The following is a 14,035-nucleotide window of genomic DNA, read 5'->3' as shown; positions in this document are numbered from 1 at the left end:
GGCTTAGATTCCGCAAAAATTCACGCTGATTCCTAGATTCACGAACGTAGCGGCCTTGATTTCTGCGGCTTTGCGCACGTCAAAGTCTGCGTCAACATAAACCACCTGGATGTGGTTTGCCTTGTGTTTGGCCATCATCTGGTCACGGCTCACGCCGTCCAGAACGCCATGCATAACAGGCCATTGTGGGTCGGTCAGTTTCCAGAGACGGTCCACTTCTGTCTCGGGCAATGCCACGCATCGACCTGTCCCTATATCACACCAAAGCTCGTTATTGTCAATATAGATCCGGCTCCATACAATCTTTCCGGGTCTGCTCACACCACGCAGCGTACCGCCCCCCTTTCCGAAAAACATTGGTGGCTGACGCATACTGTCTGCTCCGGCATAGCCCCCCTTAAAATGGGATGCGGGAGCGGCCCCCGAGATCAAAAAAACCCATACAAACTCGTCTTTGCCATCGATAGTGAAGGTTTCACCGTAGCGTAAATCGTGGAGGGTATTATCGCCATCGAGTCCAAGTTCTCGCCATAGATGATACGTAACGTATCCGTCAATACCGGCACACTCATCTACTTCATTAAAATGCGGCAGGGCTACAGTCGAATATAATTCTTTGCCTTTGGTGTCGAAAACCGGTGGGCGATCCGTGTTATTGAGCAGGCCTTCGGCCAGATCACTCGCGGCTGTAAGTTCCTTCAGCCCTTGCTGGTACTGAATCCCGATCGTATCGCAACCAAATTCGGCAGCCAACCGAACAGCCGCAATGTACATTTTGCATTGTTCCAGCGTTTGCTCCTTGGTCAGTTCGTTGGCTGGATCAGTACCCCAAACAAAATTCATTCCTTTTTGCAGCATCCAATCCAGCACGGCATTGGCTTCGGCATCCGAAACGGTCAGCATGTTGGCGTATAAAGTGGATTGGCTTAACCGTTCCTTATAAATACCAAGAGCATGCATCAAGTCATCCGGTACGATGGCATTGAACATTCCCATGCAGCCCTCGTCAAACACGCCCATAATCACTTTATCGTCCTGAATGCGTGCAGCTAGTTTTTCAGCTATGAGTAAATAATCCTCCTCTACATGAGTACTATCAAATCGGTTTACATGAGAGAGATCATGGGTAACCCTACCAGTGTCCAGCCATTCTTTTAGCCCTACCTTGAAGAACGTATCGGTAAAGTCTTTGCTCCATAAGAAGCTGTACTTCACCCCGGCTTTTGTTAATGAACCCGTAAGATTAAGCGCGCCAACAAGGCCAGGATAGGTGCCGTCCCAGTTGGCCACCACCAAAATCGGTCCTTCGTGTGAAACAAGTCCGGCCAAAACGTGATGACTGTACTGCCATACGCTCTCGGCCACGATCAGCGGCCGCGTTTTATCTATTCCTCTGAAGATCTTTATTCCGATGTGCTGGTAATCGATAAAGCCATGCCCTTTTTCCTCATTGTAGGGGTGAGCTCTTTTGATTTCCCAGTCATGTTTACCGAAGGCTGCTGATAGGTCTTCTTCCATCTTTTGCTGCATCGGCCAACACGTAAGGTTAGCTGACGGCCTGAGATCTCCACTACAGACCAGTAAGGCATAGTTACGTTCCATCTTTCCTTGTTACTTCGTACAGTGCAAAGATTGAACTCTTCACATTGGAATGAATTCATTGAATTTTTCCAACTTATCCAACATATTATCATATTACTTAAAAATTTAATAGAATATCTATAATTTCGTACATAACCGCAGCCATCAATAAACATGGTGCCTAAACTTCATATAGTTCCCAAGCCTTTAGACAATGCGTTCAGTATTCGTCATGATAGAGTGCCCCAGTTTGGCTCTATCTGGCATTATCATCCTGAGATCGAGCTTCATTATCTGATAAAGGGTGAAGGTATTCGTTTCGTGGGCGATAGTATTGGCAACTTCCAGCAGGATGATATGATTCTTATGGGCTCCAATGTGCCTCATACTTGGAAGTGTAACAATCCATGTTCTTCGAATTATCATGTGGAAGCGTTAGTGCTTCACTTTCATCCTGATTGTCTGGGGAAGGAATTTCTTAACGTGTACGAAACACAAGGAATTTCGAAACTCTTTGAACAAGCCAAAAATGGACTGCTCATCAAAGGGAATTCGAAAGAGAAAATTAAACGACTGATGTGGCGAATGATACGGGAGTCGGGCTTGAATAAAGTGGTTTACTTGCTCAGAATCTACGTCATTTTACTGGAAAGCAGCGAGTATGAGATGTTATCGAATAGTGTGCAATACACCAAATTCAATCAGCATGATGGCAATAGAATGGAAAAGGTGCTTTCCTTCACCTTACAAAATTTCAGAAATAAAATTCTGATTGACGACGTGGCAAAGCTGACAAACCTGAGCGTTACTTCGTTTTGCCGTTATTTTAAAATGATGTCTAATAAATCATACTTTGATTTTCTGACGGAAGTACGCCTTAGCCACGCCTGCCGACTACTTATTAAAACGGACTTTACAATAGCGAATATAGCCTTGGACAGTGGATTTGAAAATCCCTCTAATTTTTACAGGCATTTTAAGAATGTTAAAGGAATTACGCCCAAAGAATACAAGAGTCGATTTTTTACAGGATAAACTGTCATTGTATTTATGAAGACATGAGATGACACTGGTGGTTGACATAGCCTGAATCCGCTCATAGTTGCTTGCAGAATCGGCTGGTTTCAATGCGGGTTATAAAAAATCGTCCACGAAAATGTCCCAATAAATTCCAGGACAAGACAGTCAGAAAAACTCGCCGAAGTTGAAGAAAAAGCCCTGCGAGCCATTTAATCCGAAGCCATAATCAATGGCCAGATTTAGGCGGGAGAATTTATTGGTCGTTAGGCGAAGTCCCGCCCCCACACCAGGAGCGATTGGGCCGAGCCGATTGGTGAGTGCTTCAGCGGCTATCTGGTTATTGACAAATAAAACCCCACCCAGAAGTCGGTTTCGGGCAATAGGGAATCGGTATTCGGCTTCCTGATACAGAAAATTGCGACCTCTAAAACGGCCTTGTCTCTAGCCTCGCCCCGAATTCTCATACTGTCAATGTAGCCTGAGGCTATTTTTACAGCCGAACATCGTCCACCTAGTTGAAACGATTGTTACGTGTCCAGCTATTGAGTCGGGTAGCAAAAAAGAGCTGGTGATTCTGCGAGTAGGCTACGGCCGGAATAATCGTCGACACATTAGCCCCCGGACGTCGATAGGCGATGTTGCCCTGAATTTCGACCAAAAGTCGGGTTTGCAGGGAATAGCCTCCTTCGGGTAATACCCAGACGAACATACGACAGACAGGCAACGTAACCGCATCGGCCTCGTTTTTCAGGTGCAAAAATGGGAGTAGCTTACGAGCTACACCCAGTACATCACGCTGCTCATTTAGTGGCACATTACGTTTGAGCCCCGGTTGGCTTAGGCTATCTGGCTGCGCATGGGCAATAATGGTCAACCCGCTTACCAGCGTAGCGGTTATTAGGCGGGTAAGAAGTGACATTCTTTTCGTGAAGACGAATAAACTTGCTTAGAAAAGCCAGCTAATTTCAGGGGCAAAAACAATACTTCGGGTAAGACCATCCGGCCGAACTTCACGGGTTACCAGTGGAGTACCCGCCGTAAAACCAATCCGCATTTTTGGGTTAACCGTCCACCAGGCTGCAATCGTTGCGTTCAGGGTAAGGCCCTGTGAGCCAGCAATGTATAGTTGTTTTCCGCCTGCATCTGTATACCCATCTTCGCCCAGGTGATAAATGCCTAGCAATCCACCATTCAGACTCAACTGATCAGTAATCGCCCAGGTGTAAGCAACTCGTGCCAATACGTCGGCCTTACGATTAAATTGGTTGGAGGGTGGGTAAGCAGGCGCTTCAGGCTTTGGACTCGAACCGGGTAAGAATGCATTGTCATTGACCCCGGTGAGTGGTTGCTGCCAGCCTGCCGAAAATTGCCATTTGCTATTACTTACCGAAAGCCCCGTTATCAAATCGACGGTCCCTAAACTGCTCTGATATTGCATTGGCAGCGGCTGCCCATTGGCTTTCAGATTTCCCCGATCCAGGGGGAGTTTCGTACCAAGGGTCAACGAGGTTGCCCATTTGGCTTTGGTGGGGATCGAGTAGGTACTCGACAGAAAAATATCCCCTGGGCCTGTAGCACTGCCTAAATTACCACTTGCATAATTACCCGTCAGCTTTGCCTGAATGGCCCACTTGGCCGACAGTTGATTGTCGTATTGAATGCCGGGCGCAAATACAAAAACCGCTTCGTCGCCAAGGCCAACGGGCAGCAACAGAGTAATTTTTTGTCCCTTGTTGTCCGTTGGCCCATGCTGTTTAAGGCTGCCAATGGTGCAAAAGCCAGCATCGCTACAGCCCTGCGCAAGAGCGGGTAGTTTGCTTACCAAAAGTAGCAGGGCTGTAGCCAGATAAATCGTAGTACGGTTTTTCATCGGTTGTTTTTTAAAGGGTAGTTCCAACGGATCAAAAAAGTTGGTATACAGCGTGCTTAGCGTTTTTCTATGTTCTCTGTGCATCTCTGTTTTGGCTCAGTGTTCTCTGTGTTTAATCTCTACTATATAGGTAGTTCACTTCAGCTCTGCATTCCCAAAATGCACGGCAAATCGTTTACACCAGATGAGCACGAATCGCTGTTGGCTGAGCGAAACACCCGCCGGGACGTCTACAAAAAAGTTGCCGGTAGCGGTTAGCATACTGACTTCTGTAAAGCTACTCGCTTGCGTATCGGTGGCTAAATAGATACGTAAGTCGGGGCCGGTGTCACTCCGAAATCCTTCAAATACCAGCGTTTGTTTGCCGTTACGTTCATAGAGCTTTACCGTTCCACTCACCGTGTGAACACCATTCTGAAACGTTCCCGAAGCATGCAATTGCTGTCCGGTTTTGTCGAATGTCTGGGCCGGATCAACAACGCTAACGGGTGTTCCTGCGCTTCCTAATGGAACCAGATCTTTGTCTTTTACGCATCCACTACCTAACAAGGCCAGCAAAAAGCTGAGCGACAGTATTTGTTTCATAGTTTTACCTGTTTAACAGTTGCTTATCAAGCCAGCTATAACTTTCCTGAAAGAATACGGCAATGGATTCGGCATTCTTACTGGCTGAGATTGGCAGCAGTGCTCCGTTCCAATCCGACGTAGTTCGCCACTCACCTACCGATAGAGCTGGTGCACTGGCGAAGTCGATGGGTTGCATACTGTTGTAGCCCGACAGGTAAAAATAAGGCTCATTGCACAGGGCATCGGCAATGGCATAGCCCGCCCAAATGGCGGCTTTCTCCTGGCCGTTGGCATCCGTTTGTGAGTAGTAAATGCCTGTATCGAAGTGATGCGGCCAAATCCTGACTTCGCTCGCTCGACCACTCCACCCATTCAATTGCTGCAAGGCGGTATTCGCTATCGTTCGCCACGTAGTCCATTCGGTCAATCCCGTTGGCTTGTAGACGGTTTGAGGGTCAACAGGGTCTTGATCCAACTGGTAGTTTACTGCCCGAATTTCAGAAATCCCCCATGTCTGCATCTGATGTTTCCACCAGGCAGCCGCATCAACGGGGGTTCTGTTTTCAGGTAAAAATGAAGCCAAAACCTGTTCGAGGTCATCTACAAAGTAGAATGTAAACGTTGTTGTATTGATGACCAATCGAACTTGCTGACCCTTACAAACAAACGGTCGGCCCTCCAGCCGGTGTAGTTTGCTGTTCCAGGCCATATTCGTTTGGCTGTCATCGGCAAGGATAGGCAGCCACTGCATACCCGTCAGGGCAATCAATTGGGCCAGACTGTGCAGCGTTTTATCAGCTTGATTTAATTCATTCATAGAAATGGTGTTTAGTTACCTGTGTTTTTGTCATTCCTCGTTTCTCGGAATGACAAAAACACAGGTGCCAATTAGTAACCCACTAACCTTCCCGTTTCAATTTGCCCTTCATAGCATGGCGCAGCTTTTCTACCTTGGGTAGCGATACGTGCTGGATATAAGGCTGGTTTGGGTGCAACTGGCAGTAGTGCTGATGGTATTTTTCGGCAGGATAAAACACATTGAACGGCACTACCTCCGTTACAACCGGATTGTCGTAGTGCTTTGACGCATTAACCCGTTGGATAGCTGCAAGAATTTCCTGTTTTTCGGCAGGTGTACGATAAAACGCTACCGAACGATAATCTCGTCCTACATCAGGGCCTTGTCGGTTGAGTGTCGTTGGGTCGTGCCCGGCGAAGAACGCATCAAGCAAATCGCGGTAACTAATCACCGTCGGGTCATAATATACCTGCACAGATTCGGCATGCCCCGTCACATCAGTACCTACCTCCTGATAGGTCGGGTTGGGAACATTGCCTCCTGAATAACCCGAAACAACCTCCCGAACACCCTTAAGCTGGTTGAAACCTTCTTCCTGCGCCCAAAAACAACCTCCAGCAAACGTAGCCACAGCCTCACCGGGTTTTAGTTTGGGTAAGCGGGCAGGTGTCGTGTCTAAATCCTGGGCCTGTGTACAGCTCGTCAACAGCCAGAATCCGAGTATGAAAATTTGACTAAATCGCATGATCTCTGTTCGTTTACTATTTTTTGATAAATTCTAAGGCTACCCCGTTCATGCAGTAACGCAGGCCAGTTGGTGCAGGCCCATCCTCAAAAACGTGACCCAAATGGGCATCACACACCGCACATTGTACTTCTGTCCGAACCATACCGTGACTAGCGTCGGTAAGGTCTTTTATGACGTTTTTATGGAGTGGGGTGTAGAAACTTGGCCAGCCCGTTCCCGACTCAAATTTGGTATCCGAACTAAACAGTGGTTCGTGGCAGCAAATGCAGCGATAGGTACCGTGTTCGTGGTTGCTGGCCAGGGGGCTGCTGTAGGGTCGTTCGGTACCTTGTTTTCGCGTTACAGCAAACTGGTCGGGGGTTAGTATTTTCTTCCACTCTGCTTCCGTTTTTTCTACCCGGCGTGGATTCGCCCGGAGCGATGGCTTTTCGATGACATTACGATGACTTGTTGGCCCGAAAGCGGCTAGTGCAAGCGCAGTGGAACCGATGAGTAGTAACCCAGCTATGCTCTGAAAAATTGATTGTCGATTCATGGTTATCTGTGTTTTTGATGAATTGTCTATATGGATTCAGGTACTAGTAATGTCGTGCTTAGTTGATCGGCGATGTCACAAGCGACGGCCCGCTTTGATTTCAACCCGAATCGGTGAATGGCACCGTTTCGATGGATAAGGGTTATCTGGTTCGTATCATGACCGAAGGCTGCTCCCTTATCTCTAAGCGAGTTAAGCACAATGAGGTCTAAATTTTTGCTAACCAGTTTCGCCTGGGCATTCGCTAGTTCATTATCGGTTTCCAGGGCGAAACCAACCATAAACTGGTTCTCCCGTTTTTGCTGACCCAGGCTGGCCGCAATGTCCACCGTCTTGACGAGTTCCAGGCGAAATTCGGCCTCCTTCTTCTTGATTTTTTGGTTGGCAACCACCTTCGGTGTGTAATCTGCAACGGCTGCGGCCAATACGGTAAGCCTAACCCTGGGGAAGTGATGAAGGCAGGCGGCATACATCTCAGCCGCCGATCGAACATGCACAACTGTAATGGCCGGATGTTGCGTAGTCTGATTTGTAGGCCCACTCACAAGAGTAACCCGCGCCCCGCGTTCGGCCAGTACCTCGGCCAGCGCATAGCCCATTTTGCCGGTCGAATGGTTACTAATATACCGCACTGGGTCAATGGCTTCCTGCGTGGGGCCAGCCGTCAGAAGGACGGTTAGGCCGGTTAAATCTGTATTGACAGGTGAAAACAGCGAATTCATTTCTGGTTATAAGATTATTGGCGCTATGGTATTCACAACTACTTAATTTCCAACGAATAACCTCTTACATTTTATTCTTTCTGGTACGATTCCAAATCTGAACCGCTGCGTCAAGTGTCATATAAGCTACCCCCCGGCGGTGGTTTTCGCGGCTGATGTCATACAGTACCCGCCAGTGATGAAACAGTACCCGGTAGGCTTCCCAAAGCGAAAAGCCCGGCTGGTAGATGTGCGCTGGCTCTGCCCCGGCCCCATTCAACTCCAGAATCCGAATGTGCTTACCCGCGTACAAATCGGCCACACTCCGGCAGCGCAGGTCATAACGACCAAAGTAGAAACCGTCGATGGATTGGCTAATATGGTCGAATACACGAGTCAGTTCAGGCGTAATCAGGTGGTTGGCATTCAGGAATTTGGTCCCTTTACAATGATTGCCGATGGATACCAGCGTGAGCGTTTCGCCTGGGGGCAGTATTTCGTGAAAACGATTGCCGTATTTGGCGGTCAGGGCGGGAAGTTGAAGGATAGCTCGCTCGTTTTGGCTGATTAGATTTTCTATACAATCGCGACCATTGCCCCGTATAGCCAGAAATTCTTTCTGCACGATAGAGGATACGACGCCTTGTTCCTGCCCCGGCATTCGATAATAAAAGACCCCCAATTCGAGCGGTTCGTCAACATATTCCTGAATGAGAAAATCAACGGAGTTACTTTGGAGGTAGTTGATTAAGTCTCCCTGGCTCTCAATTTTCTCCACTCGCCAGCCGCGTTCGCCCACGTTAGGCTTGGCAATGAGTGGGTATGTCAACCCACGCTCATGTACCTGATCAACTACTGAATAGATCGGTGTTAAGGCGGGGACGAACAGGGTTATCGGCTTGAATTCATCACTGATGCTATCCAGGATACCGGCTTTTGATTCACCCAACAAGCCACCGGTTTCAATGAATGGATTCGAAGCCGAGAAGAAAAACAACGAACGCGCTTTAATCGACAACCAGATATAGTAAAAAAATATGGGCAGGTAAACGACTTCAAACGGCCAGTACTCCCAGTGCCGCAGACGAATGAAAAATGGGCTATCGAGCCGAATTTGGGGCAAATACTGCAGCAACATTTCCCGGAAACGAGCTGAAGTACGGATATCGGAACGTTGCCGGGGTGCACTAAGCGGTTGCATACGACTGGCTGATGATTTGTTGACTGAATGGATTTTGACTAAAATCTTCGTAAATCATCGGTAGGTTGGCCCGACAATCGGCCTTCCGAGCTACATCTTCATCCTGATGAACAATGCTGGTCAGGCTAACCGTTAGCAGGGCATCCTGGCGGTTCATGAGTAGGCCGTTTTCGGTATCGCCACTTCCGGCAGACTGGTGAAAGTGGCGGATATCGTCTACGTGTGGATTTGGATTGTGGTAACACCACTCCCAGAACCAGCCTTCCCGTTTCCAAATTACATCAGGACTGTAGAGCGTTACCGATGACCAGATGTTCGGTTGCTCCGGATCTTTTTCGCGCATAAATAGCCGATTTCCATTCCAGCGAAGTTCAACCAACCGGCGACCCATCTGTCCACCTGCTTCAACGATGAGCAGCGTAAATGGCTCGATCCCACTAAAATCATAGGTCGTAACAAAAGCGTCAATTGACGGGTAAGTGAAAAAATGTAGGGGAACTAAGCCCCGGCTGTGTCGATAGGGTGGTTGGGGCAAATGGGAAACAAAGCCGCCGTTGAGTAGGCAGACGGCTGTTTGTACGAATGACCCAGTACGATGGCCCGAGGCAATCCAGGTTCCCTGTCCCTGTGGGTCCTGCGGGAAGGTCACCTCCGTTTCACCTATGTTAACTGTTCCTGGAGGGTGAGCAGCCGGACGAATAGCTTTTTCATCCCGGCTGTGGGTCAGGATAAAGCCATTCGGGCCAAAGGGTAGGTAAGTTGCGGTACACATGAGTCGTCTTCTTGATTACTCATATATAGTCAAGCCTTGTACCAGTTTTTTGAAAAATATAATTACCTGTTAATGAGAGCATTAATTTGATTTTTAACGATATGCCAGAAAACGCAGTTACGAAATATCGTAACTGTTCCGGTAAATCGTGATAATACTGCCTACCCGTGATGCCAATGGAATAGAGGGGCAACGGGTAGTGTACGGCATTAATCTTGTTACTTGCTTATGGGCGCTGAATACCTAACTTTTTCATTCGGGAGTCGAGCGTGGTGGGAATCATGTCGAGGATTTTTGCGGCTCCGTTCTCTCCACTCACTTTCCAGCGGGTATACTCCAGCACGGATATGATGTGGTTCCGTTCGCAGTCTTCCATCGTCAATAATCCAGCTTTGGCGGGTCCCATACTTTTCCGGCCCGACCAGTCGCCGAGATCCAGTTTCCGGCCCGACGAAATAATCAGTGAACGCTCTACTACGTTTTCCAGCTCCCGAACATTACCCGGCCAATGATAGGCCATCAGGATGTCGAGTACATCCTGCGGAATCACGTCAATCTGGCGGCCAATGCTGGGGCCATGCTTTATGCAAAAATGCCGTACCAACAGCGGAATGTCGTCTTTACGTTCGCGGAGGGGCAAACTCTGGATAGGAAAGACATTGAGTCGGTAATACAAATCTTCCCGAAAACGACCTTGGCCCACTTCTTTTTCGAGGTCACGATTCGTAGCCGCAATCAACCGGACATTGACCTTGATGGTTTTATTGCTACCCACCCGCTCAAACTCTCCTTCCTGTAATACCCTAAGCAACTTGGCCTGTAACTCGATGGGTAATTCGCCGATTTCATCCAGAAAAATTGTCCCACCGTCGGCCAGTTCAAATCGCCCGATTTTCTGATTTGTTGCACCCGTAAAGGCCCCTTTTTCGTGCCCAAATAACTCGCTTTCAATGAGTGTGGCCGGTAATACAGCACAGTTAACCTTCACTAAAGGCCGATTCTTCCGACCGCTTCGATTATGGACGGCTCGGGCCAACAGTTCCTTCCCGGTACCCGATTCGCCAAGAATCAGCACCGACGTACTGGTATTGGCCACCTGTTCCACCTGCCGAAGCACTTTCCCAAATGCTTTACTCTGGCTAACGATTTCCTCGAAGTTGTGGGTTTGTTTAATCTCGTCGCGCAGGTACGCATTCTCGGCCTGTAGCTGATTCTTTAGCTGCTCCACTTCGGCCAGTGCTTTCGACAACGATTCCGTTCGTTCAGCGACGCGCTTTTCCAGCAAGGCATTGGCTTCTTCGAGTTCCCGTTGCAGTTGGCGCAGGGTCAGGTGCGTGTGGATACGGGCGAGGACTTCCTGAAGCTGAAATGGTTTGGTAATGTAATCTACCGCTCCCATATTGAAGCCGTTGACTTTATCAATCGTTTCGGAGAGTGCCGTCATGAAAATCACCGGAATAGTCTGCGTTGATGCAAGCTGCTTCAGCCGACGGCAGGTTTCGAACCCATCCATGCCGGGCATCATAACATCCAGCAGAATCAGGTCGGGTTGCGCTAGTCCGGCCTGCTCGATCGCGCTTTTTCCATCGCGGGCAACCAGGACTTTGTAGTTAAATCGGGTTAATGTCTCGAACAATACACTGATATTATTGGGCATGTCGTCCACAATCAGAATTGTACGGGCTGACCCGGAAGAATCCCTACTTGAATTGGCAGCATCTATATCAATAAACGTGTTCATAACGATTGTAAGCAGGCTTGAAGGTATTTTCTAATCTTCCGCATATCGAACTCCCCAGCCGCCTGGCGAAGGTTGTCTACAAAGGATTGGTAAGCTGGGTTGTCACGCTCTATTGTGGTGAGTTGTGCCAGAATCCCCTGAATATCACCCATACTGGCTAATTTATATAAGGCTTCGAGTTGCGCGATCTCGGGTAATTGGGCAGGGGTAGTATTCGTTTCCTGACTACTAAGACTGGCTGTCGAAACCAGTGATTCATGGGCAGCAGGGCGGGTTTGCCAGACCAGGTTCAGGTGGTGGCCAATTTTGGTTAGCAGCGCATCCAGATCAACCGGTTTAGGAACAAAGTCATCAAAACCGGCCTGCTGGCTCTGGTGCCTGTCCTGTTCAAACACCCGTGCCGAGAACGCTACAACTTTGGTTTGGCCAGTGGACGGGTTAGCCCGAATTTTTGTCAGCGCACCAAAACCGTCTAAATGAGGCATCACCAGATCCAGTAAAATCAGATCAGGTCGATGCCGAATCGCCTGTTTAACAGCTTCCTGGCCATTACTGGCTTCAATAATGGTAAAGCCCAGGGGCCTCAGTAAGCTGGTTACAATGGAGCAGGTTGAGTAACCGTCATCGGCAACAAGAATCGTTTTACGAGGACCTTCATACCCCAAAATCGATTCAGACCGTTGGGTTACACGATTCGTCCTGGGAAGTAAAGGAGCTTCTGGCAGGGCCAGCGAGAGCCGAAATTGCGTACCTCGCCCGGCCTGACTGGATACGTACAAGTCGCCATTCATTAGCCGAACCAACTGATCGGTAATAGATAGTCCTAAACCGGTACCTTCCACAAAATCAATCGATTCGCGAATTTGCTGAAACGGCAAAAAAATACTGGCCAACTGTTCATTGGCAATGCCCACCCCCGTATCTTCAATCATAAACCGAATCGTAGGTAATGATGCCCTTTTGTCGGCATGGCTTGATCGATCACCAGCACTCCAGTCAGCCCGGAATGTGATGGTGCCCGATGACGTAAATTTCACGGCGTTCCCCAACAGATTGAGCAGAACCTGACGAAGTTTCCGTTCATCGCCCACCACCCATTCGGGCAAATTGCCGGATAACTGAGTCTCGAATGAGAGGCCTTTCTGCTCTGCCCGAACCTGCGTCTGTTGTGCCAGATTATGCAGGAGTTCAGGCAGGTAAAAAACCTCCGATAATACGTCCATTTTCCGGGCTTCAATTTTCGACAAGTCCAGTACGTCGTTAATCAGCGACAGCAAACTTTCGGCACAGTCGTGCATGATCTTAATGCCTTTTTGCTGACTTTCCGACAGTTGCGGATCGCGTTTGAACAGCTGGGTATAGCCTAGAATGCCATTGAGTGGCGTACGTAGCTCATGGCTCATCGTAGCCAGAAAATCGCTTTTAGCCCGGTTGGCAGCCTCAGCCTCTTCTTTAGCAGTTGCCAGTTCGAGCGTTCGGGCGGTTACCGTATCTTCTAGCTGTTGCTGTATTTGCAGCAGCCGTTCTTCGGCCACTTTTCGCCCGATTTCAGCGCCGGACCGGGCCGCCAATACTCGCAGGATGCCAATGTACTTATGGTGGTTAGCCATCGGTCTGGAATCACTCACCGCCAGATGGCCAATTACTTCGCCGGATTTATCGTGAATGGGCACCCCGATGTAAGAGTCGACCCCAGCCCCCTGGCTGAAATTGGCGGCTACGTCGGTGGGGAAATAAAAGTCGCGGTCTTTCATGACGATGGAGCAGGGCGTACCGGCCAGATCGTACTCAATGTTTTCGTGCAGGTTGCTGTTTACACTAAATGCCAGCGTTCGGACACGGGTTTTCTCCACATTGGCACACTCGGTCACGATGGCATACTGTACGTTGAGTGTGGTGGTTAGTTGCTGCACCAGTGACTGAAAAAAATCAATGCCGATGTCGGAGGCAGTCCCTTCCGAAATTCGACGGAGGGTATCATCCAGTTGAGAACGCTCGGTGACGTCGCGCACGAAACAGCACAAAAACTCCTGCTCATCGAGCCGGACAAAGTTCATCCCAATCTCGGCCTGGCGGATGATGCCGTCCTGCCGTACCTGCGGTAAATCAACAGTCAGCGTATGGTGTTGCTTGAGACTCTGCCATAGCTCCAGGTACTGAGTCTGGGCATACGTTGGATGAATATCGCTGAAGTGTAACCCATTCATTTGCGAAGGCGAATAACCCAGATACTGACAGGCAACCGCATTCGCCCGATTAATCCGGCCCTGCCGGTCGAAGAGCAGGATTGGCTCCAACGCATTTTCGACGGTGAAATGCGACAGGCGAAGTACGTTATAGGGAATGCCAGCCGATGCGTTTATCATCATGATTTCAAAAAATTACCACATTGGTTCACACTTCTTTACTGTACAATTCCCATTCCGAAAAGCCGCCTTCCGCTCCGAATGCCTCTACGAGTCGGATTAGGGGATTTTACCAGCATGTAGGCCATTGGCCG

General features: G+C 48.9%; 14 protein-coding genes. 2 read left to right on the top strand and 12 right to left on the bottom strand.

What is annotated here, in order from left to right; all coding sequences use genetic code 11:
• Positions 1 to 3 precede the first annotated feature (3 nt).
• Positions 4 to 1,365, bottom strand: coding sequence for a fucose isomerase (locus EXU85_RS02720; RefSeq protein WP_246859408.1), 1,362 nt, complete (start codon positions 1,363 to 1,365; stop codon positions 4 to 6).
• Between the two features lie 390 nt (positions 1,366 to 1,755).
• Between EXU85_RS02720 and EXU85_RS02715 the strand changes: the two genes are divergently transcribed.
• Both EXU85_RS02715 and EXU85_RS35240 read left to right on the top strand, forming a co-directional pair.
• Positions 1,756 to 2,616 (top strand): AraC family transcriptional regulator, encoded by an 861-nt coding sequence (locus tag EXU85_RS02715; RefSeq protein ID WP_142770599.1) that lies wholly within the window; start codon positions 1,756 to 1,758, stop codon positions 2,614 to 2,616.
• Positions 2,617 to 2,830: 214 nt separating this feature from the next.
• On the top strand, positions 2,831 to 3,007 hold the full coding sequence (locus tag EXU85_RS35240) for a hypothetical protein (RefSeq protein WP_168207726.1): 177 nt from the start codon (positions 2,831 to 2,833) through the stop codon (positions 3,005 to 3,007).
• Positions 3,008 to 3,112: 105 nt separating this feature from the next.
• Here the strand turns inward: EXU85_RS35240 and EXU85_RS02710 are convergent, their stop codons facing one another.
• The 11 genes from EXU85_RS02710 to EXU85_RS02660 all read right to left on the bottom strand — a co-directional run bounded on the left by EXU85_RS02710 (position 3,113) and on the right by EXU85_RS02660 (position 13,904).
• A complete protein-coding gene (locus EXU85_RS02710; protein WP_142770598.1) occupies positions 3,113 to 3,520 on the bottom strand; it encodes a hypothetical protein in 408 nt (135 codons plus the stop codon).
• A gap of 27 nt (positions 3,521 to 3,547) precedes the next feature.
• Positions 3,548 to 4,471, bottom strand: a complete 924-nt coding sequence (locus tag EXU85_RS02705) for a hypothetical protein (protein WP_142770597.1) — start codon at positions 4,469 to 4,471, stop codon at positions 3,548 to 3,550.
• 135 nt (positions 4,472 to 4,606) lie between these two features.
• Positions 4,607 to 5,056 carry a DM13 domain-containing protein gene (locus EXU85_RS02700; protein WP_142770596.1) on the bottom strand — a complete coding sequence of 150 codons (450 nt, stop codon included), beginning with the start codon at positions 5,054 to 5,056 and terminating at the stop codon, positions 4,607 to 4,609.
• Between the two features lie 4 nt (positions 5,057 to 5,060).
• Positions 5,061 to 5,855, bottom strand: a complete 795-nt coding sequence (locus tag EXU85_RS02695) for a hypothetical protein (protein ID WP_142770595.1) — start codon at positions 5,853 to 5,855, stop codon at positions 5,061 to 5,063.
• An 82-nt stretch (positions 5,856 to 5,937) separates the two neighbouring features.
• Positions 5,938 to 6,582, bottom strand: a complete 645-nt coding sequence (msrA, locus tag EXU85_RS02690) for a peptide-methionine (S)-S-oxide reductase MsrA (protein WP_142770594.1) — start codon at positions 6,580 to 6,582, stop codon at positions 5,938 to 5,940.
• 16 nt (positions 6,583 to 6,598) lie between these two features.
• On the bottom strand, positions 6,599 to 7,120 hold the full coding sequence (gene msrB / locus EXU85_RS02685; RefSeq protein WP_142770593.1) for a peptide-methionine (R)-S-oxide reductase MsrB: 522 nt from the start codon (positions 7,118 to 7,120) through the stop codon (positions 6,599 to 6,601).
• 26 nt (positions 7,121 to 7,146) lie between these two features.
• Positions 7,147 to 7,842, bottom strand: coding sequence for a phosphopantothenoylcysteine decarboxylase (locus EXU85_RS02680; RefSeq protein ID WP_142770592.1), 696 nt, complete (start codon positions 7,840 to 7,842; stop codon positions 7,147 to 7,149).
• Between the two features lie 64 nt (positions 7,843 to 7,906).
• Positions 7,907 to 9,022, bottom strand: coding sequence for a hypothetical protein (locus tag EXU85_RS02675; protein ID WP_142770591.1), 1,116 nt, complete (start codon positions 9,020 to 9,022; stop codon positions 7,907 to 7,909).
• Positions 9,009 to 9,794, bottom strand: a complete 786-nt coding sequence (locus tag EXU85_RS02670; RefSeq protein WP_142770590.1) for a hypothetical protein — start codon at positions 9,792 to 9,794, stop codon at positions 9,009 to 9,011. Before EXU85_RS02670 ends, EXU85_RS02675 begins: the two co-directional genes overlap by 14 nt.
• A gap of 226 nt (positions 9,795 to 10,020) precedes the next feature.
• Positions 10,021 to 11,535, bottom strand: coding sequence for a sigma-54 dependent transcriptional regulator (locus EXU85_RS02665; RefSeq protein WP_142770589.1), 1,515 nt, complete (start codon positions 11,533 to 11,535; stop codon positions 10,021 to 10,023).
• Complete coding sequence (locus EXU85_RS02660) at positions 11,532 to 13,904, bottom strand: ATP-binding protein (protein ID WP_246859407.1); 2,373 nt, start codon at positions 13,902 to 13,904, stop codon at positions 11,532 to 11,534. Before EXU85_RS02660 ends, EXU85_RS02665 begins: the two co-directional genes overlap by 4 nt.
• Positions 13,905 to 14,035 lie beyond the last annotated feature (131 nt).

Origin of the sequence: Spirosoma sp. KCTC 42546 (assembly GCF_006965485.1) — a bacterium.
In the GTDB taxonomy this organism is placed as follows: Bacteria; Bacteroidota; Bacteroidia; order Cytophagales; family Spirosomataceae; genus Spirosoma.
This window is presented reverse-complemented; position numbering and strand designations above follow the sequence as displayed.